Annotated in this window: 20 protein-coding genes and 1 other annotated feature; of the genes, 7 read left to right on the top strand and 13 right to left on the bottom strand. The window is 34.9% G+C overall.

Annotated features, from left to right (window positions below):
- Nucleotides 1-243 precede the first annotated feature (243 nt).
- The gene (locus K9V48_RS15730) at nucleotides 244-1221 is read right to left on the bottom strand and encodes a ring-cleaving dioxygenase (protein WP_224139982.1); all 978 of its coding nucleotides are present in this window, start codon (nucleotides 1219-1221) and stop codon (nucleotides 244-246) included.
- Between the two features lie 267 nt (nucleotides 1222-1488).
- Entirely contained in the window at nucleotides 1489-3438 is a 1950-nt protein-coding gene (gene ltaS / locus K9V48_RS15725) for a lipoteichoic acid synthase (protein WP_224139977.1), read from the bottom strand.
- Nucleotides 3439-4098: 660 nt separating this feature from the next.
- Between ltaS and K9V48_RS15720 the strand changes: the two genes are divergently transcribed.
- A complete protein-coding gene (locus K9V48_RS15720; RefSeq protein WP_224139981.1) occupies nucleotides 4099-4377 on the top strand; it encodes a hypothetical protein in 279 nt (92 codons plus the stop codon).
- A 137-nt stretch (nucleotides 4378-4514) separates the two neighbouring features.
- On the opposite strand, the gene K9V48_RS15715 is transcribed toward K9V48_RS15720, so the two are convergent.
- The 3 genes from K9V48_RS15715 to K9V48_RS15705 all read right to left on the bottom strand — a co-directional run bounded on the left by K9V48_RS15715 (nucleotide 4515) and on the right by K9V48_RS15705 (nucleotide 8139).
- The gene (locus tag K9V48_RS15715; protein WP_224139976.1) at nucleotides 4515-6191 is read right to left on the bottom strand and encodes a 2-isopropylmalate synthase; all 1677 of its coding nucleotides are present in this window, start codon (nucleotides 6189-6191) and stop codon (nucleotides 4515-4517) included.
- Between the two features lie 229 nt (nucleotides 6192-6420).
- Nucleotides 6421-6678 (bottom strand) — a binding site (T-box leader).
- A 126-nt stretch (nucleotides 6679-6804) separates the two neighbouring features.
- Nucleotides 6805-7455 (bottom strand): peptidylprolyl isomerase, encoded by a 651-nt coding sequence (locus K9V48_RS15710; protein WP_308012589.1) that lies wholly within the window; start codon nucleotides 7453-7455, stop codon nucleotides 6805-6807.
- A gap of 429 nt (nucleotides 7456-7884) precedes the next feature.
- Entirely contained in the window at nucleotides 7885-8139 is a 255-nt protein-coding gene (locus K9V48_RS15705) for a hypothetical protein (protein WP_224139975.1), read from the bottom strand.
- Between the two features lie 251 nt (nucleotides 8140-8390).
- Between K9V48_RS15705 and K9V48_RS15700 the strand changes: the two genes are divergently transcribed.
- Nucleotides 8391-9401, top strand: a complete 1011-nt coding sequence (locus tag K9V48_RS15700; protein WP_224139974.1) for a hypothetical protein — start codon at nucleotides 8391-8393, stop codon at nucleotides 9399-9401.
- Between the two features lie 392 nt (nucleotides 9402-9793).
- On the opposite strand, the gene K9V48_RS29100 is transcribed toward K9V48_RS15700, so the two are convergent.
- Nucleotides 9794-9922: a hypothetical protein gene (locus tag K9V48_RS29100; protein ID WP_263432849.1), complete on the bottom strand. Its 129-nt coding sequence runs from the start codon at nucleotides 9920-9922 to the stop codon at nucleotides 9794-9796.
- Nucleotides 9923-10563: 641 nt separating this feature from the next.
- On the opposite strand from K9V48_RS29100, the gene yhfH reads away from it, so the two are divergent.
- Nucleotides 10564-10701: a protein YhfH gene (gene yhfH / locus K9V48_RS15695; protein ID WP_224139973.1), complete on the top strand. Its 138-nt coding sequence runs from the start codon at nucleotides 10564-10566 to the stop codon at nucleotides 10699-10701.
- A gap of 104 nt (nucleotides 10702-10805) precedes the next feature.
- Here the strand turns inward: yhfH and K9V48_RS15690 are convergent, their stop codons facing one another.
- From K9V48_RS15690 to K9V48_RS15675, 4 genes are all read right to left on the bottom strand, one after another.
- Complete coding sequence (locus K9V48_RS15690; RefSeq protein WP_224139972.1) at nucleotides 10806-11417, bottom strand: RraA family protein; 612 nt, start codon at nucleotides 11415-11417, stop codon at nucleotides 10806-10808.
- Nucleotides 11418-11568: 151 nt separating this feature from the next.
- A complete protein-coding gene (gene aceA, locus K9V48_RS15685; protein WP_224139971.1) occupies nucleotides 11569-12855 on the bottom strand; it encodes an isocitrate lyase in 1287 nt (428 codons plus the stop codon).
- 59 nt (nucleotides 12856-12914) lie between these two features.
- Nucleotides 12915-14507, bottom strand: coding sequence for a malate synthase A (aceB, locus tag K9V48_RS15680; protein ID WP_224139970.1), 1593 nt, complete (start codon nucleotides 14505-14507; stop codon nucleotides 12915-12917).
- A 690-nt stretch (nucleotides 14508-15197) separates the two neighbouring features.
- Nucleotides 15198-15662 (bottom strand): hypothetical protein, encoded by a 465-nt coding sequence (locus K9V48_RS15675; RefSeq protein ID WP_224139969.1) that lies wholly within the window; start codon nucleotides 15660-15662, stop codon nucleotides 15198-15200.
- Nucleotides 15663-16169: 507 nt separating this feature from the next.
- Between K9V48_RS15675 and K9V48_RS15670 the strand changes: the two genes are divergently transcribed.
- Complete coding sequence (locus K9V48_RS15670) at nucleotides 16170-16901, top strand: alpha/beta fold hydrolase (RefSeq protein WP_224139968.1); 732 nt, start codon at nucleotides 16170-16172, stop codon at nucleotides 16899-16901.
- A gap of 146 nt (nucleotides 16902-17047) precedes the next feature.
- On the opposite strand, the gene phaC is transcribed toward K9V48_RS15670, so the two are convergent.
- From phaC to K9V48_RS15655, 3 genes are all read right to left on the bottom strand, one after another.
- Nucleotides 17048-18091 carry a class III poly(R)-hydroxyalkanoic acid synthase subunit PhaC gene (gene phaC / locus K9V48_RS15665; protein WP_410429604.1) on the bottom strand — a complete coding sequence of 348 codons (1044 nt, stop codon included), beginning with the start codon at nucleotides 18089-18091 and terminating at the stop codon, nucleotides 17048-17050.
- A gap of 116 nt (nucleotides 18092-18207) precedes the next feature.
- The gene (gene phbB / locus K9V48_RS15660; protein ID WP_224139967.1) at nucleotides 18208-18951 is read right to left on the bottom strand and encodes an acetoacetyl-CoA reductase; all 744 of its coding nucleotides are present in this window, start codon (nucleotides 18949-18951) and stop codon (nucleotides 18208-18210) included.
- A 68-nt stretch (nucleotides 18952-19019) separates the two neighbouring features.
- Complete coding sequence (locus tag K9V48_RS15655; protein WP_224139966.1) at nucleotides 19020-19478, bottom strand: polyhydroxyalkanoic acid synthase subunit PhaR; 459 nt, start codon at nucleotides 19476-19478, stop codon at nucleotides 19020-19022.
- A gap of 175 nt (nucleotides 19479-19653) precedes the next feature.
- Here K9V48_RS15655 and phaQ point away from each other — a divergent pair, with 175 nt between their 5' ends.
- From phaQ to fabG, 3 genes are all read left to right on the top strand, one after another.
- Nucleotides 19654-20076 carry a poly-beta-hydroxybutyrate-responsive repressor gene (phaQ, locus tag K9V48_RS15650; protein WP_224139965.1) on the top strand — a complete coding sequence of 141 codons (423 nt, stop codon included), beginning with the start codon at nucleotides 19654-19656 and terminating at the stop codon, nucleotides 20074-20076.
- Nucleotides 20077-20157: 81 nt separating this feature from the next.
- Nucleotides 20158-20694, top strand: a complete 537-nt coding sequence (phaP, locus tag K9V48_RS15645) for a polyhydroxyalkanoic acid inclusion protein PhaP (protein ID WP_224139964.1) — start codon at nucleotides 20158-20160, stop codon at nucleotides 20692-20694.
- Between the two features lie 159 nt (nucleotides 20695-20853).
- Nucleotides 20854-21588 carry a 3-oxoacyl-ACP reductase FabG gene (gene fabG / locus K9V48_RS15640; RefSeq protein ID WP_224139963.1) on the top strand — a complete coding sequence of 245 codons (735 nt, stop codon included), beginning with the start codon at nucleotides 20854-20856 and terminating at the stop codon, nucleotides 21586-21588.
- Nucleotides 21589-21606: the final 18 nt, after the last annotated feature.

Here is a 21606-nt window from a genome sequence, read left to right as displayed (position 1 = left end):
TAGTGAAAAAGAATAAGAAAGAAAAGGAAAAAGGCAATTTGCCGTCTAAAAAGCAGACAGCAACTTGCCTTTTTGTATTGAAAAGAAATTAAAAGAATAAAAAACGTAAGTTTTTCAGTGGCCTCGAAATTTCCCTAAGCGTTTTTCTCACCATGTTGAAATTCCATAATGATGGTTTGTCAATTCTAAGCCTTGACGATTTATTCAATCATTACTAAAATATTAATGGCATCTAATTACTACTTATTCCTTCGTATTTAATGGAATTAATCGTGCTTCAATTTCTTGCCGTTGTTGCTCAAAATATGGTGGTAAAGCGAGCTTTTCTCCCAAGTGCTCGAAATCTTCATCTCCTTCAAACCCAGGTCCATCCGTAGCAAGCTCAAATAAAATACCATTTGGCTCTCTAAAATATAAAGACTTGAAATAATAGCGTTCAACAAAACCTGAATTTGGTAAATGTTTAGTATTTAATAGCTCGACCCATTTGGTTAATTCTTCTTCATCTTCCACGCGAAATGCGACATGATGAACACTGCCACGACCAGGTCTCTCACGGCCTACTTTATCTTCTTCTATTACATGTACTTCTGCTCCCGTTCCACCTTCACCTGTTTCAAAGACACGGACTAATTTGTTATCCTTCTCTTTTGTATAGCCTGTTTTTTCACGAAAGCCCATTACATCTGTCAAAACCTTAATTGTTCGTTCTGGACGTGATACCGTCAAATGTACTGGACCTAAACCAATCACACCATTTTCTGGTGATACAGGACTTCGATCCCAAGGTTTCCCCCCTGATACACCTTCGTTTCCTTCATCTGAGACTAGGATCAAGCGCTGACCTTCTGCATCACGAAATGATAAAGTTGAACGCCCACTTTCAAGACTTATCTCATCATGATCGACATGAAATTGATTAAAGCGATTTTTCCAATACTGTAAGGCCTTATTGTCTCTTACACGTAAAGATGTCGCTGTTATACTATTTGTTCCAGGATATGTTTTTCCCGCATGAGGAATTTCAAAAAAGGTTAAATCTGTACCTGGATTTCCCCTCTCATCTGCATAAAACAGATGATAAACAGATGTATCATCCTGATTTACTGTTTTCTTCACTAATCTTAATCCTAATATCTTTGTATAAAAATGAAAGTTTTCTTTCGCATTTGCTGTTAAAGCTGATACATGATGGATTCCTAAAAGTGGTTTTACCATTATCATCATCGACTCCTTCATTTACAATTGATGTTTATTCATTAATGAAAAGCTGATTGTTTTAATTTATCTCATATGAAATATTCTCGAATTAAAGATAAATTATAAACTACATATTATGAAATTGTCAACATTTGAAATTTCACATTTTTTCATAGACACTTTGCGACTCAACCGAATAACCTTTTGGTATTTGAGCTTTTAACATCCCTAATCTCTACGTCAAAAAGCTGCTAAGAGAATCTTCCCTCTTAGCAGCTCAGTAAATTACTATTTAGTATTTTGATCCTCATTACTTGAAGCTGAGCGATTTGTATAATCGTAATCTGAAGGGTCAACTGGCTCAAATCCTTCAGGAGTATAGAATCGCAATAAATCTTGGTTAACAATTTTATCTGACATTTTTAGCTTCATTTGTACAATTTTTTCGTTTTGTTTTATTTCTTCGTTAGCCTCAAGCTGTTCTCCTGTGGCTGTATCGTAATATTTTCCATTCAAAGCAGTTACTTTGTCAGTTACAAAGTCACCATTACGGAATGGGACGATTGTTTGATGATCTTTAGAAAATAAATCTGACCCCAACTGAACATACCCTTTTGTATCTACTCCAAGTAAATGAAGTACAGTTGGTAATAAATCAATTTGACCACCATACTGATGCATATTGCCGCCTTCTACCCCTGGAATATGAATAAATAATGGAACTCTTTGTAATTGTGCATTTTCAAAATCCCCAACTTCAGTTCCTAATACTGTAGACATTGCTTTTTTATGGCTTTCCGAAATACCATAATGATCCCCATACATTACAATCATTGTGTTATCATACAAACCAGATTCTTTCAGATAGTCAAAGAATTCTTTCAATGCTTCATCTGCATATCTAACAGTCTGAAAATAATTATCCACTGAAGTATCACCTGTCGTATGTGGTTCAATCGTTGCTAACTCCTGAGCAAGTGGAAATGGAAAGTGATTCGTAACTGTTATAAATTTAGCGTAAAATGGTTGACTTAAAGATTCAAGCATTGGCATTGACTGTTTGAAAAATGGCTTATCCAATAAACCATAATTTACGACTTCATTTTCTTCTGCTGTATAATGAGTTAAATCAAAGAACTTATCAAAACCAAATGATTTATAAATCTCATCGCGGTTCCAAAAAGATCGAGTATTGCCATGGAACACCGCAGAAGTGTATCCAAGTTGACCTAGTATCGCAGGCTGTGCTTGGTATGTGTTACGACCTTTTGTAGAAAAGGCTGCTCCTTGCGGTAATCCAAACAATGAGTTTTCAAGCATAAATTCTGCATCAGCAGTTTTACCCTGTCCAGTCTGATGGAAAAAATTATCAAAATAAAAAGTATTTTGATCTTTTGATAACGAATTAAGGAACGGTGTCACTTCTTCTCCATTCAGTTTGTAATCAATAATAAAGTTCTGTATTGATTCTAAATGAATATAGATGACGTTTTTTCCTTCCGCCGCTCCAAAGTACTTAGGATTAGGTTCAGCATACATTGCGTTTGTATAGTTCGTAACCTCTGTAATATCGTCGGTATCTGCCATTGCACGTTGTGCTGAAGCACCTGTACTTTGGATTGCATCATAGATAGCAAAATTATACATACCTAAATATTTCACAATATAGTTTCGGTCAAATGTTCTTTTTAATAACTGTGGTCGATCCATTTCTGATAATCCTAAATTCACCGCAAAAAGGGCGACTGCAGCAGTAAGTATTATCACTCGAGAACGCATTTTCACTTTAACTGTAGTTGGTTTTATCACTTTGGTAACAACTAATAGAAATAAGATAATCGTATCAACAAAATACAAAATATCATTTGGACTTATCAATGCTAAAATACTCTGTCCTAAATCACCAACATTACTTGTTTGTGTAAGTGTTGGAAGTGTAATAAAGTCCGTGTAAAATCGATAATATACAATATTTGCATATAAGTAGAATGATAGAAGAAAATCGATAATTATCATCCATTTAAAAGCCTTTTTCCCCTTAAAGAAAAGGGCTAGTCCTAAAAATAAGATAATCGAGCTAGCAGGATTTAAAAACAAAAGAAATTTTTGCATCGAATTTTCAATTCCTAAACTAAACTCTAAATTGTATGCTACATACGTTTTAATCCATAGTAAAAGGATAGCTATCATAAAAAAGTTCAAATGATTGTTTATCCAAGAAAAAGATTTTGATTTCATTGTTTCACCTCATATTTCGAATGTACTCAATATTAATCTTCAAGAAAAGGTAATTGGTTCAACAGACAGTTATATTAGCGTATTGTTTTATAGAATGTCAAACTTATATTTTTACATTTCTCCCAACAATTAACAAGTGATGAACAATCTTAGCTTTCACCATCTGAGACTGCTAGGAAAAAATGAATTAGATTTAGATACTAATGAAAAATAAAATGGATTCTATCATTCTTTTGTATTATTCATGATCACTTCGATGAATAATATTTATTAATTTGACCTAAACTTAATAATGGAATGATGAAGTTACCATCTACCATCTGGACCTTCCAACATTCGTTCACAAAGTAAAGATTAGCCTTAATAATTGCTAGTTAATTTATACCTCACATATTCTTCTCCAAAAAATCTTGAAGTGGGAATGGTAACCGCACGTTTAGAAACAATAAATATGAAGTGAATGTAAGGAATGACGAATTCTTCACATTCTTTTTAACTACAAAGTTTTTTGAAATATGTTCATATAATACAATACAATTCATCAAAATTCAAATTGATTTAATAGTAGAACCTTCACCTCAGGATTTAAGAAGCAACTAAAAGATACGTCGGAGAATTATCAATCATCTATTACCGGTAAGAAGATTGGAGGAATATATCATTCACTTTCCCACGATCCATACAAATTTTTGGGATGCTGTCATTGGTGTACCCATAGTTCTTGTGGTTACCCAATTGATCAAAATATTTTTAAAAGTACCTAAAAAATTTATTCCGACACTTGCACTTGTGATTGGTTTATTTATTTCTATCTTTATTAGCCATCCTCATAACCTTATTGCAGGACTATTTATGGGATGGTTTTATGGATATGCAGCAATCGGTTCATATGCTTCTTTAAAAACAACGATTACATCTTTTAGACAAAAATATCAATAATCAAGGAATTTGGTTACCTGATAAAAACCTACTTCACGATCATAAAAACCCCCGTTTCAAACAAAAAACGAGGGTTTATCTTCACTATAATTAATAAGTGCCTTCCTTGAAACTTCAATTCGCGATTTACTTACTCATCATTTTATTAGCTGAACTATACCTATCATTTTGTTAACTGCACTAAACAGAGCTTTTACAGATGAGGTCATAATATCGACGTCAATTCCACATCCCCAATACTCAGTACCATCTACTCCGGTTATTCCGACATAGGATACTGCGTTAGATTCTGAGCCTATTTCCTGAGCGTGTTCTTTATAGGCTAATTTTGAAAATTTAATACCTAAATTTGTTTGAAGCGCATTGCTAATGGCATCGAGTCTACCGTTTCCTTCACCTTCAAATTCATGAACCTCATTATTCACTTTGATGGTAATCAACGTTCTGAAATCATCATGCTGTATAAAGTGATATTTGACAAATTCAAGTGGAGATTTAATATTCACATATTCATCATAAAAAATAGTATAGATCTCATCACTCATAAGTTCTTTGTGCTGTTGGTCTGATATGTTTTTAACAATGTACCCGAAACTCTCACGCATTTTTGCAGGAAGATCATAACCATATTGTTGTTCAAGTACATATCCTATTCCACCTTTACCAGATTGACTATTAATGCGGATGACATCACCTTCATACTCTCTGCCAATATCCTTAGGGTCAATCATCAAATATGGGACAGTCCAATGTTGACATTCATTTTCCTCGCGCCATCTCATACCCTTAGCGATTGCATCCTGGTGAGAACCAGAAAATGCAGCAAATACGAGCTTACCGCCATAAGGCTGTCTTTCATTGACCTTCATTTTTGTCATGCGCTCATAGACTGATATGATGTCTAAAATATTCGTAAAATCAAGCTTAGGATCTACTCCATGTGAAAACATGTTCAAAGCAAGCGTGACAATATCGACATTTCCTGTTCTTTCTCCATTACCAAACAGCGTTCCTTCCACTCTTTGCCCACCAGCAAGAATTCCCAATTCCGCATCTGCAACACCGCTTCCTCTGTCATTGTGAGGGTGTAGTGAGAGGATCACATTCTCCCGATAATTCATGTGATCGCTCATGTATTCAATTTGACTTGCATAAACGTGAGGCATGGAAAGCGAGACTGTAGCTGGTAAATTAATAATCACTTTGTTCTCAGGCGTTGGTTGCCATACATCAAGCACCTGGTTACATATGTCAAGTGCAAATTCTAATTCTGTACCAGTAAAGCTTTCTGGTGAATACTGAAATTGAAAATTTCCAGGAGTTTCAGCAGCATATTTTTTAAGAAGCTTTGCACCTGATACTGCAATATCAATAATCTCTTCTTTTGATTTTCTGAATACCTGCTCTCGTTGTGCAACTGAGGTTGAATTATATAAATGGACCACCGCTTGTTTAGCACCTTTAAGTGATTCAAATGTTTTTTTGATAATATGTTCTCTCGATTGCGTCAACACTTGTATCGTAACGTCATCAGGAATCAAATCTTCTTCAATTAATGTGCGTAAGAAAGTATATTCTGTTTCTGATGCAGCAGGAAAACCAACTTCTATTTCTTTAAATCCGATTTTTACTAATAACTGAAAATACTCTAACTTCTCTTCTAAATTCATTGGTACAACCAAAGCTTGGTTTCCATCACGAAGATCAACACTACACCACGTTGGTGCTTCAGTAATGTATTCTTTTTCAGCCCATTTCATACTTCTAACAGGGGGCATAAAATACCCTCTCGTATATTTATCGAAATTTTTCATTTTAACGACACCTTTCAAGTTTAATATGATGTTAAAACCAGTCTTTTTTAGTGTGAGTATTCTTTATCACCCACTGATGGTTAGCGATACTTATGGATTTTTTTATGGGTCGTACGCCCGCTTCTATTTCTTTACATCTCTTGAATCTTCGTGAAGAGACTTTAGTGCCCGTTAAGAACAGGGTAAATTATTTTTAGTTACAATAAAAAAAGCCTTTCGTCTCTATAACTATAGAGACGAAAGACTATTGACATCTTACGCGGTACCACTCTTATTCATACCAATACGGTATGCACTCAAGGAAAATATAGGTATAAAAACACCTTATTTCCACCTACTGTAACGGATAGGCACCGTCTCCACCTACTCTAAGACATTTCAGCGAGCTACTTCAAGGCGAGTTCAGATTTTTCCACGGCTGCTTCACACCACCCAACAGCTCTCTGATCGTTTTAAAAATCCTACTATTCCTTTTCATTGTATTTTAATATTTAAAAAATTATAACAAAAAAACAGGTCTTTATCAAGAAAATCCTGGCAATAATAATCTAATTTTTTCATTGTCATTCAAGAAATGAAATTCGCTACTTTTTTTGTGGCATGAACGACTAACTTACTCTACTTTTTCGGGTTCCGGATAATCAATTCCAAAAGTCTCAACTGTCACTTGTTTTATTTTTTGATCCTCTAATGGTTTGTCCTGTTTATTCGTTTTAACGCTAACAATACTATCAACAACATCCATACCTGCTGTTACTTTTCCAAAAGCAGCATAATCGCCATCCAAGCTGTTAGCATCAGCAACCATGATAAAAAATTGTGACCCTGCTGAGTCGGGTGCTTGCGTACGAGCCATAGAAATGATACCTCTCTCATGCTTTACATCATTTTCGAAACCATTTGATGAGAATTCACCTTTAATCTCGTAGTCAGGACCACCAGTTCCAGTTCCTTCAGGATCGCCGCCTTGAATCATGAATCCAGGTATGACCCTGTGAAAAGTCAATCCATCATAAAAACCAGATTCTACTAGTGAAATAAAATTATTTACCGTATTTGGGGCAATATTCGGATACAATTCAACTTTAATTTCATCATTGTTTTCCATCGTAATCGTCACGATCGGATTTTCTTCAATAACTTGTGCATTTTTAGTTGATTGCGGTTCATTCAATTTACCTTCTCCAGATGTACCACAACCCCCAACCATGATGAGAATTACAGAAATGAACAATACTTGCATGAGTTGATACCTTTGTTTCATTATAAACTCCCTTCTTGTTGAAATTGCATAATTAATCCATTCATTTTCTTTGCAACTAATAATTCAACCCACCGTTATCTATTTGAAGATTATTCCACATTTTTCAAAAACAATACGGAGTGAACCGCTATTGTCCAAAATAGCTTGAATTAATCTTACTGTCATAAGTATACTTGAACATCCGTTGTATGAAAACGAATAGAGAAATAGAAATAGCCTGACTTCTTGATTTTAGAAGTCAGGCCCTAAATGATTTTTATGTTACAGGAAACAATAAAATTCTTGTACTGTGGATAAGCGCACGACATCCAGCTCCAGCGCCTAGCCCCTCTAAGGTCTAGCCATGCATGAATTGAAGGCCAAGTACGCCTTCTATTCATACGCGTCTTATGCCTGTCGGGACTGATCAAGGCGCTTGCGCTTTTGTTCTTACCTTTTTTTGTAGACGGCTACTTTTAATTGGATACCTCCACCTTCAAAATCACTAATGTGTGAAAAAGTATAGATATCCCCAGTTCCCTCTACATCAAATAATGTCATTTCCATAAAATCATGTGGTAACTCGTGGAGATGCTTCAAAATGAGTTCATTTTTTGATTTGCAAAGAAGATCTCCCTCTTGTAAATAGTGTACATAAGGATTTGTTTCAAGACGATTTTCACAAGCCATGTTATCAATGTTCATTTAGAGCACCTCACATTTTAATTAATTTTCTGTATTTTCTGATTATTTATATAATACACGAAAAGACGATGTTTTAACACTTTTTTTTATCCTTACTTTTCGGGGAATTTTTACATTTTTTTGATAATTCTCCCCTTTTTCTTAAACCTCCTTCAAAACTATAACACTAACAACCTGTAAACCAACAAACAAATGATACCAATTACCTTCATCAACATCCATGCTAAAATAATCACAAGGATGTGACATCTATGCCAAAAATACGAACGTATTTCATTATCTTATTATTATTTCCATTTCTTTTAAGCTTTGATTCTAGTTATAATGGGGAGTATTTTGCTACGTATCAATCTCCAGAAGGGATACACTTTTTTAGCTATTCCAAGGAGTGGGATGAAAAAGATCTTATGGCTTTATACCAAGAGCTCATTAAAAATAAACATGGGAAGGAAATTAAACTTTTGCAGAAGGTGAATGTAATTGGTCATTCTCACGCTACTTCATTAACGAAAGGCAGTTATCATGCTTCATCAAATAGCATTATGCTGTATCAGGGTGATAAGTACACAGATCCAGCAGCATACCGTCAAACGCTATCACATGAATATGGACATCATTTTGCTTATCATTATTTCCCGTCCCATCACTTCCCCTTCTCAGATTGGGAATCTATTCGTGGATTAAATGGAAGCAAACTACGCTGGGATGCGTTTTGGAACTATGATGAAAGCAATCATAAATTCTACCCACAAGAAATCTTTGCAGAAGATTATGTTTTATTATATGGGGCGGCGAACAAGCTTAACGTAAAGGATGTTTTTACTAATGAAGCCTTCTATATGCGCACACAACATGAAAATCAACAACTGCCTAATGTATTAGAAAATCAAGAACTCCATATATTTCTTGAAGAAGGAAGTGGATTAAAAATTGATAAGGACCGTTTTCTCCAATCACCTAAGCTGTCAGATTGGAGTGATGATAAGTTATCATTTAAAATTTCAGCTAAAGCTTTTGTAGCTTATCGACTTAATCTTACGTTTCATAATTTAGACGATTTTAATGATATTGAAAAATTGGAGCTTTACGAAATAACACTGAATGAAACAACTGATTTTCTCCATTTTTCACTTGACCAAATTGATCCAGACATTTTATCCGAATATGCTTATGTTACTACAAATATTGATGTTGTCGATTTATCGACATCGCTTGGTTTTGAAACTGAGGAGATAACGTTAAATATCGGGGATAAAGGATAGATAATAGTATGCTAGTTTATTCAAGTCGAATCCTCCAATCCTAACTCATAGTAAACGTAAGAGTGGGGTTTAAAATTAATCGGTGTTCAATTAATGGGTAATATGTAGGTTAAAGAAAAGGAAAACAACCCCATCGAATAATTAGCGGTAACGGTAAAAATACAAATAACCAATTCTACATTTATCTGTTAGAATTGGTTATCCTGTCGATTTTGTGCGGTTGGGCTATGATCATCTAATCATCCTTAGTATAGATTTTTTATTCTGCTTGACATCAAATTTTTTTAATTTTTCCGGTTTCCATAGATTCTTTCAAGTGCATCCTCATACATTTTATATTCAGCTTTTACTAACTCAATAATTGTTTTCATTTTGATTATCCCCTTCCGTATTTATCTTTTATTTTTTGAATGTATGTAACCTTGTTCGTTTTTATTTACTTTCCGATTCCCGTAGATTCTTTCAAGTGCATCCTCGTACATTTTATATTCAGCTTTTACTAACTCAATAATTGTTTTCATTTTGGTTATCCCCTTTCTTATTTATACTTATATTATGGGATAGCAGTTAATTTTTAACAACGTCCTTGAAAGCGGGAACATATTGATTGAAAACGAAAACATTTATAATGAAAGCGATAAAACACTTAATTTTCTTACAATTTTGCAATTTATCTCTGTATTGCTGCAAGATGTGGATGTCTTATTAGAAAATGAACTAACATTTTCCATTTACCTTCGTTTTACACCATTCTTTTTAGATAGTTCTGACCGGATACAATTACTAAATTTCCTACGTATGTAATATTGATGCCTCCTACATTCAAAAAGGACATTTAGTATCCTATTGTAAGTCTTCAGGCCAGACGCTGAAAACAGAGAGTAAATTTCGCTTTATGTAGAACCGATACAATTTAAGTAGAAGAGCTTTGAACACGCAAAGTAAATTATGTTCGTACCAACCCAGATTGAAATTCCAACAAAAAATCTAAACATTTTTTTAATAAAGAGCATATACTGTACTATAACAAAATACAATATATTAAACTGTACTATATAAAAAATGAGTCTTGCGATCCATTAAACACTTAAAATTTTTAGGATCTTACCTGTTATGGAGAGCAACTTGAAGACTACTTAATGATGATTTGGAGGAATCAAACATGTTAACGACTAAACCAATGGATTTTTTCCGAACACTTCCCCCTAAACAATGTTCAGATTGCGGAGATCCGATTGAAGAGCAAGCTGAATCTTATTTGATGGAATGTGATCGCTGTCTTTCAAAAAAGGAAGATTAATTAAACTGGTTAGCATGTTGACGTGCTAACCAGTTTTTAGTATTTATTATCTCATTTTCTATTTCACATTCGATACATATCATTTTTAACAAAAAGTTTCACTTTTAAGATATGGAACGATCTAAATACTCTATGATTTTCTTTTTATCTCCTGATACCATTTCAGATCTAATCCGGTCTTTTTCCACCTTTTCAAGCGATTTTGCCAATATCTCCTCTTCTCTTTCCTGCGGAATAACTACGACTCCATCTGCATCTCCTACGATTATGTCACCAGGATGAATAGTCACTCCTCCACAAGAGATGGGAACATTAATGTCTCCCTCGCCAGCTTTACCACTTGCTGCAATCGTAGAACCCTTACAAAAGATTGGATAATTCAATTCTTTTGTTCCTATGATGTCACGGATAACCCCATCTACTATGACACCAGTAATCCCTAAAGTTTGCGCCATACCGAGAACGAAATCGCCTGCAACGGCCCGATTTTTCTCCCCTTTTGCATCAATGACCAGTACATCACCGGGCTGTGCTTCACGAATTGCCTTTAATACGACAAGATTATCACCGGCCACCATTTTTACGGTAAATGCACGGCCTGCTACTCTGTACTCTTCTTTCAATGGTTTGATAGCTGAATGTAAGTTTTCAAGCCCCTGCAACGCATCAGAAATACAAGTTGTTGGAATTTCATGAAACTCATCGACAATCTTCATGTTCCTCCTCCATTTCACTCGATTTAAGGCTGTATCATAACACCTCTAGCAATTATACTTAACAAATCCTGATTGACTCAGAAGAAAAACACCCCTAGGACACCTTTTCATCCTGGGGTGCAAATCTGCAAATTACGATTGTTTAATTAATTCAATCGTTAGACGTTTGAAATTGCTCCTCTTCTGTTGAACCTGTAAGTGCTGTAGTAGAAGAAGTTCCACCCGATACAACTTGAGCAACGACATCAAAGTAACCTGTGCCAACTTCACGTTGATGACGTGTTGCTGAATAGCCATCTTTTTCACTTGAAAATTCAGCTTGTTGTAGCTCGGAGTATGCTGCCATACCACGATCTTTATAGCCAAGCGCAAGTTCGAACATACTATGGTTCAATGAATGGAAACCTGCAAGAGTAACAAATTGGAATTTGTAACCTAGTTTACCAATTTCTTTTTGATAGTTTGCGATTTCCTTATCACTTAATTTTGCTTTCCAGTTGAAGGAAGGTGAACAATTATAAGCGAGCAATTTTCCTGGGAATTTCTCATGAATTGCTTCCGCAAATCGACGAGCTTCTTCAAGATTTGGTTCGGAAGTTTCGCACCAAATAAGATCAGCGTATGGAGCGTATGCAAGACCACGTGCAATAGCTTGATCTATACCCGCTTTGGTACGATAAAATCCTTCTGGTGTACGTTCACCAGTAATAAATGGCTCATCAACAGGATCAATATTATCTGTAATGAGATCTGCCGCGTCTGCATCCGTACGAGCAATAAGAATGGTTGGGGTCCCCATTACATCTGCTGCAAGACGAGCAGATGTTAAGTTACGTACAGCTGTTTGTGTTGGTAGTAATACCTTTCCTCCCAAGTGACCACATTTTTTCTCAGATGAAAGTTGATCTTCAAAATGAACGCCAGCTGCACCAGCTTCAATCATACTCTTCATTAATTCAAATACATTAAGCGCTCCACCAAAACCTGCTTCCGCATCAGCTACAATTGGAGCAAACCAATCAATCTCACTATTTCCTTCAGAGTATGCGATTTGATCTGCACGCTGTAATGTCTGATTAATTCGTTTCACAACTTGTGGTACTGAGTTAGCTGGATATAAGCTTTGATCAGGGTACATTTGCCCTGCAATATTCGCATCAGCTGCAACTTGCCAGCCGCTTAAATAGATTGCTTTCAGACCAGCCTTTACTTGTTGCATCGCTTGGTTACCAGTTAATGCACCAAGTGCACTAATAAAATCCTCCGTTTTAAGTAGATTCCAAAGCTTTTCAGAACCCCGGCGTGCAAGTGTATGTTCAATATCAAGAGACCCTCTTAATTTAATGACATCCTCCGCCGTATATGTTCTAGTAATTCCCTTCCATCTTGCATCATTTTCCCAGCTTTGTTGTAATTGTTTCGCTCTTTCCTCTCTCATCCTTCATTCCTCCTAATAATTTATTATTCTAGTAGATCCCTAAAAGAAAACTTTAACTATTAAGATAATTTTTCATATGCTGGATTCGTTAAAAAATCAGCAAACTCATCTGCTAGTATTAGTTCTTCAAACAACTGATCAGCCTCTTTATATTTTCCTGTTTCATACACATTCGCTCCCACTTCTGCTTTGATAGCCTCTAACTCTTCTGCTTTTAGAGAGTGAAATAATGCTTCAGTCACTTTTCTACCATCATCAAGAATTCCTTTAGGATGACGAATCCATTGCCAAACTTGAGCCCGAGAAATTTCTGCTGTTGCTGCGTCTTCCATCAAGTTATGAATAGGTGCGGCTCCTCTGCCATTCAACCAAGAAGCAATATACTGGATGCCAACATTAATATTCGTCCGCAGTCCCGACTCAGTAATTGTCCCCAAAGGTACTTCAAGCAAATTCATTGCCGTTACATGTACATCCTCACGTTTACGATTGATTTGATTTTGTGTTGGTACATGAAGATCAAATACTTCTTTTACTGTATGAACCATACCAGGGTGTGCTACCCAAGTACCATCATGCCCATCCTTCGCTTCACGCTCTTTATCTGCACGTACTTTAGCGAAAGCCTCTTCGTTTTTAATTGGATCATTTTTTACTGGAATTTGTGCTGCCATTCCTCCGATTGCTGGTGCATTACGATTGTGGCATGTTTTTATGGCAAGTAATGAGTAAGCCCGCATATTTGGAACAGTCATTGTCACTTGTGAACGGTCAGGAAAAATAACATTTTTATGATGACGGAACTTCTTTAAAAAACTAAAAATATAATCCCAACGTCCACAATTTAAGCCAGCAGAGTGTTCTTTTAATTCATATAAAATCTCATCCATTTCAAATGCTGCTAATATCGTTTCGATAAGGACCGTTGCTTTTATCGTCCCTTGGCTAATATTCAAGTCATTTTGAGCATAAATGAAAACATCATTCCATAGTCTTGCCTCTAAATGGTTCTCCATCTTTGGAAGATAGAAATAAGGACCACTTCCCTTCTCAATCAAAGCTTTAGCATTATGATAGAAATAAAGCCCAAAATCAAAGAGGCTAGCAGAAATTGGTTGACCACCAAGTAAGACATGCTTTTCCTCAAGATGCCAGCCTCGTGGTCTAACTTTTAGTACAGCAGTTTCGTCGTTTAATTTATAGGTTTTGCCATTGGGATTTTCAAATGTTATTGTCCCTCTGATGGCATCACGTAAATTAATCTGACCTTCGATACAATTTCCCCAAACAGGTGAATTCGAATCTTCAAAATCAGCCATGAATACATTTGCACCTGAATTTAACGCATTGATAATCATTTTCCGGTCGACTGGTCCAGTGATTTCCACCCTACGATCCTTCAAATCATTCGGAAGTTGACCGATTGTCCATTTCCCTTCACGAATATGTTTCGTTTCCTCTAAAAAGTTTGGAAGCTTCCCCTGATTTATTTCCTCTTGAACTCGTTTTCTTCTGTTTAAAAGTTCTTTTCTCCTTTCCCCAAATTGCTGTTCAAGGCGTTGCACAAATTTAAGTGCCCCGGGTGTAAGGATTTCTTCATATTCAGGTAATATTTCTCCATTAATCTGCAAACCATTTGTTTCTGCAATCATTTTCTCATCCTTCCTCTCATTGATTTTTGTTATATTACAGATTATATATTTATAATTGTATTATAGAACAGATTATTTTACCATCCCTTTTTTCATAATTTTTCCACTTTTTTATCAAAAGCAAGATTTTCACCATATTCTAAGAACCGCATTTTATCCTTTCTCCGCACTTACAACATGAAAGTATTTCGTTGATATGGTATAAACGATTGAACTCAGTAGTTAGTTACTTAGATGGTTATTCCCTCGAGAAAATTACTCGATGCACAATGAAGCGATACTTTCATTAACTGGGGTTTCAAAACCCGTTAATCAGCAATAAGAATCTTTTTATACATGCTTTACACATAGATGATATACAGTCTTATTTTACTTTAGAACCTTTAAAACAAGTTCATTAGGAATAGCTCTTTCGTTCCGATTTGATGGTAGTGTTTTAGTAGGAAATTCCAGAGTTTGTTCTACATACAAGGAAAATGTACGTAAAAAAGGTTCAACCCCTTTATTTCGCGGGTTGAACCTTTGACAACTACTTACATTTATTCGCTTTAAATGTAAGTCTTAAGTCTCGAATCCTATGTACAAATTTCTCTGTTTCATGTTGAAAACTCATTATTTTTCCTTAATTGAAATGATTCTGTCGATTGATGTTCTAATCTGAAATATCAGGACTTTCACCATAATAAAAACTCATATTTTATATTCTATAAATGAAAAACAAAAAAGTTTACGATCAATTCTCCCTCTATCACCGATCAAACGAAACCAGGACTGCCCAACATAAAATGGGTTTGATATGACCTTTTCGATGATATGTGCAATTTGTTCTTCAGCTACTTGTTTGTCAACTTTCGTTTTACAAGATAACGATAGAACAAAATACAATTGATCCTCTTCAAGTTCAAGTAATTGAAGGTGATAAAGCCCTTTCTGCGTTTTATTAAATTCTTCTAACACTTTTTCAATACTTTTATCTACTTCTATCTCATATTTATTCGCTTCTCCCCAGTTTGATAAAAGAGAATCATTAAGTGACAAAGTGAGGATATAATGTAAAGCATAATCTTGTGGATCAAATTCTTTATGCTTATGTTTTTGTTTTTCTATAGGAATTCGAATAAACTCTTTATAATTAGCAAAAAACTCTCCACTCATATTACTTACCTTCTTTCCTTGAATTGACACCGTTCTACATCATCTACCTAATTTTCCATATTTATAATTAAATTCTCCATTAAGCTACAAATCCCTTTATTTGTTATAAAAATCAGTTAAAAATCCTTAAATTCATCTAGGTAAAAACAACTGTATTTTTCTCCAAATTAATTTTAATTAAAAATCAATGTTTCTTTATTAGATAAATAAACAAAAGACCGCATCCTTCATCAGCGATTTAACCCGCAAGAAAAAATGATAAACATATTTAATGAGGTAAATAAGTGGGTTCCCGGTAAAAATGACTAGCTCTACATTTTTGAGAGCTAAGAGATTCATCGTATACAAAATAACGCAAATGAAACAAATAATCTAAAAGGCTCAAGTAGAATGTTCCAAAGAATACGATCTAATCTAGACAAATTTTGATGAGTCTTTTTCTACCATCGTTTGAATGTTTCTATTTTTGTTGATACTAACATTATTAATTATGAGAGGTAGTTGATAATGTTATCTTACAACGATTTAGGGACAGGAACTCCAATTGTCCTAATACATGGCCTAGGCAGCAAAAAAGAAGCTTGGATACCACAACATGAGCTAGCAAATAGATATCGGCTAATTATCCCAGATTTAAGAGGTCATGGCGAAACGATCATGAATGAGGATCTTACAATCAAAAACTTTGCATTGGATATCATCAATCTTTTAGAATACCTGAAGATATCGTCAGCCTTCATTTGTGGATTATCTTTAGGAGGAATTGTCGCGCAAGAACTATACAAACAGCGTCCTGAGATTGTAAGGGGATTAATTTTGTCTAATACCACTTCATATATCCCGTTTTTTCTAGCAAATGGAATTATTCATCTTTCTAATCAACTCTTACAAACAGATCAACAAAAGCTGATTGATCAAATTGTGAAGGCAGCACTTTATGATAACTCCTATCAAAAAGAAGCCAGAAAGGCATTTCATATCCGCGACACTTACATAAAATCAGCAAAGGCCCCTATCGGGATCAATTATTATTCCTTCCTACCTTTCATAAAGAAGCCTGTTTTGTTAATCGGAAGCACACATGATAAAGTCACACCGTCGATAAACATTTATTTGATGAAGCTTTTCATACGTGATGCACGATTATCAATCTTTAGAAATACTGGACACTTGAGCAATATCGAAAAAAAGGACCTTTTCAATAAGCATCTTCACGATTTTATTATGACGACTGCATGAATACTCCTATATGGCAATAGAAACAAAGTTTGAGAAAACAGCCTATGTAAAAAACTTTGCAAATAAAAAGTGTCCCGCAAGTTAGACTTTGGGACACTTTTCAAATACATTATGAATTTACTTTAGTTAGACAGCTGATGCTTTAACTAATTTGAACGCGTTTCCAACCAATCACAAACAGTTGGATACGTTATTTTTGTTGCTTTAGAACCGAAAGTTATAGACGTATGTCCCACAGGTAGATTCATGTATTTTTTATCTTTACTAGATATAACATCCATCAACGCTTCTACTTGATGTGGTTGAGCAATAATATCTGTTTCACCAGATAAATTGAGTACATTAGCCTTAATTTGTTTTAGATCAACTTTACGGCCGCGAACAACTAGTTCACCTTTAATAAGCTTGTTTTGCTGATAAAATTCTCTAATCCATTGACGATAAGCTTCCCCAGGAAATGGGATTCCGTCATTCAGCCATTTTTGAAGTAATTTCCAACTTTTTATGAACCTATCATTTTCTGCGCGATCTACTAAACTCACATAAGGTCCATAAAAATTTGACATTGGCTTTATCATTTTGTTCCCAAAATCAATCATTTCCGGTGGTATAAGCCCAAGCGTATCGACAACCTTATCGACATCGAAATATTTCTCATTCGTAATTGCTCCGTATAAACCTGTATCCTCAAAATCAAAAGGACTTGTCATAAATACAATGTTTTTAACAGGAATTTCAGGATGTAGTGCAGCAAAAATGGACGTCATTGTTCCACCCATGCAGTACCCAAGAATCGATACTTCATCAGCTTGAGAATTTCTCAATATTTTGCGAATTGCACGTGGAATGTAATCCATAATATAGTCATCTAGTTTCATATTTTTATCTTCAAAACCTGGTGTTCCCCAGTCAAGAAGATATACATCGAAACCACGATTAACTAAATATTCAACGAAACTACTTCCCTTTGTTAAATCCAATATATATGGCTTATTAATCAGTGCATAAACCAATAAAAGTGGAACTTTATGCTTTTTCGGTTGATCGGATACGTACCGATATAACTTCGTTTTGTTTTTTGTCCAAATGACTTCTTTTGGAGTTGGACCTACCTCTGGCTCGGCATCAGACGTTAAAATTTTAGTTGCCTTTTCTACACGTGTATAAAACTTTTGATAATCTTCAGGCATCATATCAGTAACTTGTTCCTTCCATTCTTTCGACCCCAGGATGCTAATAATTCTCACTCCCTACATATTTATAACAGTCTGTATAGTATATACAGAAGATCATGCGTTCATTACACTTACATGTAAAGTCCACCGTTAATATTTAGTTGCTGTCCAGTAATATAAGCGCCATCTTTACATAGGAAAACAACTCCACTTGCTACTTCCTCAGGTGTTCCTAAACGACGTTGTGGAACTTTAGAGACAATTCCTTCAAGAACATTCTCTGGCATTGCTGCAACCATCTCAGTACCAATAAATCCTGGGCAAATCGCGTTAACTGTTACACCACTTTTAGCGAGTTCAAGTGCAAGTGATTTTGTATAACCAATTAATCCTGCTTTTGCTGCAGCATAGTTTGTTTGTCCAAAACCACCAGCTTGTCCAATAATAGACGAAATATTAATGATTCGTCCTGCATCTGATTCAAGAAGATGTGGTAAAGCAACAGATGTCGTATTATAAACACTATTTAAATTGACATCAATAACTTTTCTCCAATCCTCTTCACTAAGTTTTTTAAACGTTCTGTCTCTTGTAATACCTGCATTATTAACCAAAATATCTACTCTGCCAAACTGATTAACTGCTTCTTTCACAAGATTTTCTGCATCTTTACTATTTGAAACATCTGCTTGTACTGCATAAGCTTCTCCACCGATTTCCTTAATATCTGCTACCATTTTGTCAGCTACTTCTTTTTTGCTATTATAGTTAATTACGATTTTTACACCGTTCTTAGCTAATTCCATTGAAATTGCTGCACCGATACCTCTGCTTCCACCTGTTACGATGGCTACTTTGTTGTTTAATTCTGTCATTTTCATACACTCCATTTGTCTTAGTTTTTAGTATGTTTATAAATTAACGTATTTACCAGGCTGATTGATTAGCTGTTTTGCTTTGGTTTCTCAGCAATTGCAGCTGCTTTTGTATTTGTATTTGCATTTGTTTGTTTTGGTGCTTTTAACAGGGTAATGATTTGTTCAAGCTTACCATCAAGACTCTTCATTTCCCTTTTTAAGTTCGTTACTTCTCGTTTAAGTTCCGCCTGGCTTACTTGATTTTCTTTCGTTTCTTCCACTAATTCTTCTAAATCATCTACCTTTGAGTCCACGTTGACGATTAAAGATGAAATGTTAGCAATATCATTTCGAGTAGGTATATTCACTTGCTCTAAATAACGTTCCGACGTTTCATTCAACATTTTTTTGAATAAAAGATTCATCTCCAAAATCTGTCCCATCCCTTGAGAAGGAAAATCTTCTTTTACTTTTTGATCTACAAGGTTACTAGATTGGTCATAAAAATCTTTCCACATTTCAAACATATTATAATCTCTAGTCATCTTTTCTCCTCCCAGTTGTGCATTATTGACAATTCTATAATACTAATTATTTACCAATAATGAAAGGGAAATATTTAAAATTTTTATTTTTTTCTAATTTTTCTAATTTCTATTTACAAATCCCTCATTTAGGTGTAAATTACACATAGGGACTTTAACAAAGGAGTGATAAATTTTGACAACAAACAAAAATGAACCCACCAAAAACTCCCAATCAAAAGATGAGAAGGTAATGACATCTATGCCTAAAAACTTAATGATTCCTGTCCTTCTGTTAAGTCTACGTAATTGGAATTTACATGGTTATAAGTTAATTCAAGAGTTAACTCAATTTGGCTTTTCATCTATTGATCAAGGAAATGTCTATCGAACTCTTCGACAATTAGAAAAGGATGATTTGGTAAAGTCCGAGTGGGATACAACAACAGGTGGACCTGCAAAAAGGATTTACTCGATAACAGATGCAGGTGAAGCCTACTTAAAGACTTGCTCGAATTCACTTGAACAATACCAATCCATTATTAACCGCTTTTTTACTATGTATATGGATATGTTTATGCCTACATCCTTTACACAGAATGATGATTCAAAAGATTAGTTAGTTTATGTAGTTCTATCAAATTGGTGATTCTGCAGTATACCTGCAATCATAATAAAAATTATTTATGGAGGTTTTAAAATGGCAACTGCAACTGCAACATTACAAAATAACAAAAATCAAGAAACAGCTAATGTAGGTGATTCACTATTTAACAATTGGTCAAACAGTGTGGACTTGGTTTACACTTCTCGAAAAGAAGTAGAAGCTCTATTACTTCAAGCTTTAGAAACTCAAAAAGAAACTTGGGAAAAAGTTGCAAATGATCTAACTAAAATCGAAGACGAACAAAAGAAATTAATTGAAGATCTTCGTGTATCTATTAAAGAAAACATTCAAAAAGTTTTCGGTACTTCAGCAAGCGAAGCTTATGAGCAATGGAATGCACAATTTGATGATGTTAACAACCGTGTTCAACAATTAACTGCAACACCTTATAAAGAAGGTTTAAATTTACTCAACCAATCACAAGAGCAATTTCAACAAACTGTGAAAAACGGATTTGAACAACAAGAAAAGATTCGTGAAGATCTTTCAGTTCAAATTAAAACAACACAAAAACTGTTTGTTGATTTATATGAAACAAATACAAAAATGGCTTTGGGATTATTTAAATAGGACAGCGGATTTTCGCTGTTCTTTTTTTTCTACTAAGAGAATAAGATGAAATTGTACTAGAAAAAATTGTATTTTTCACTATGTTCAAAGTCGCAATTCATTGATAATGTTACTGTCTGTTTTCTGAGAAACGTTAGCCTAAAAAAAGAGGTGGGACTTTTGAAGTTAACTGAAAAAGTAGTTATTATTACCGGTGGAGCTCAGGGTATTGGCAAGGAAACGGCTAAAAAATTTCTTCAAGAAGGAGCCAGTGTCGTTTTATGTGATTATGACGATGCCGCTGGTCTAGCAACTCTAGAAGAGTTTGGCAACGAAAAAGTAGACTTTTATAAAGTTGATGTTACAGATAGTGCACAGATTGAAAAAATGGTCCAATCAACTTTAGACAAGCACGGCAAGATTGATGTATTAATTAACAACGCCGGAATTACAATTGATGGATTTCTAACAAAGATGGATGAAAAGGATTGGGAAAAAGTCATCTCAGTAAACCTATCAGGCGTTTTTAAGTGTACGAAGGCCGTCGCCCCTATCATGTTAAAACAAGGATCAGGTGTGATTCTTAATGCCTCATCTGTTGTTGGCTTGTATGGGAATATTGGCCAAACCAATTATGCTGCAACAAAGGCTGGAGTCATTGGATTGACAAAAAGTTGGGCAAAAGAATTTGGTCCAAAAGGAATTAGGGTCAATGCTGTTGCCCCTGGTTTCATTGAAACTGGCATGACCTCTGTAGTACCACAAAAAGTACTTGATATAATGAAAGACAAGACTCCACTAAAAAAACTCGGTAAACCGGAAGATATTGCCTCTGCCTATCTATTTTTAGCTTCAGATGATGCGAATTATGTAAACGGAGCCATTTTAAGTGTTGATGGTGGTCTAGTCGTATAAAACAAGCGATAGCATAAT

It is taken from the genome of Metabacillus rhizolycopersici (assembly GCF_020075705.1).
The sequence above is the reverse complement of the archived record's forward strand: the minus strand, read 5'-3'. Positions and strand labels throughout refer to the sequence as shown.

Bases quoted from the DNA above. Each gene is read 5' to 3' on its own strand.
- K9V48_RS15690 (WP_224139972.1), bottom strand. From the start codon at position 11,417: ATGAAGATTGTCGATGAGTTTCATGAAATTCCAACAACTTGTATTTCT.
- K9V48_RS15705 (WP_224139975.1), bottom strand. From the start codon at position 8,139: ATGAACATTGATAACATGGCTTGTGAAAATCGTCTTGAAACAAATCCT.
- K9V48_RS29100 (WP_263432849.1), bottom strand. From the start codon at position 9,922: ATGAAAACAATTATTGAGTTAGTAAAAGCTGAATATAAAATGTACGAG.
- aceB (WP_224139970.1), bottom strand. From the start codon at position 14,507: ATGATTGCAGAAACAAATGGTTTGCAGATTAATGGAGAAATATTACCT.
- phaP (WP_224139964.1), top strand. From the start codon at position 20,158: ATGGCAACTGCAACTGCAACATTACAAAATAACAAAAATCAAGAAACA.
- K9V48_RS15655 (WP_224139966.1), bottom strand. From the start codon at position 19,478: ATGACTAGAGATTATAATATGTTTGAAATGTGGAAAGATTTTTATGAC.
- phbB (WP_224139967.1), bottom strand. From the start codon at position 18,951: ATGACAGAATTAAACAACAAAGTAGCCATCGTAACAGGTGGAAGCAGA.
- aceA (WP_224139971.1), bottom strand. From the start codon at position 12,855: ATGAGAGAGGAAAGAGCGAAACAATTACAACAAAGCTGGGAAAATGAT.
- K9V48_RS15670 (WP_224139968.1), top strand. From the start codon at position 16,170: ATGTTATCTTACAACGATTTAGGGACAGGAACTCCAATTGTCCTAATA.
- ltaS (WP_224139977.1), bottom strand. From the start codon at position 3,438: ATGAAATCAAAATCTTTTTCTTGGATAAACAATCATTTGAACTTTTTT.
- yhfH (WP_224139973.1), top strand. From the start codon at position 10,564: ATGTTAACGACTAAACCAATGGATTTTTTCCGAACACTTCCCCCTAAA.
- K9V48_RS15675 (WP_224139969.1), bottom strand. From the start codon at position 15,662: ATGAGTGGAGAGTTTTTTGCTAATTATAAAGAGTTTATTCGAATTCCT.
- K9V48_RS15710 (WP_308012589.1), bottom strand. From the start codon at position 7,455: ATGAAACAAAGGTATCAACTCATGCAAGTATTGTTCATTTCTGTAATT.
- K9V48_RS15700 (WP_224139974.1), top strand. From the start codon at position 8,391: ATGCCAAAAATACGAACGTATTTCATTATCTTATTATTATTTCCATTT.
- phaC (WP_410429604.1), bottom strand. From the start codon at position 18,091: ATGCCTGAAGATTATCAAAAGTTTTATACACGTGTAGAAAAGGCAACT.
- K9V48_RS15715 (WP_224139976.1), bottom strand. From the start codon at position 6,191: ATGAAAAATTTCGATAAATATACGAGAGGGTATTTTATGCCCCCTGTT.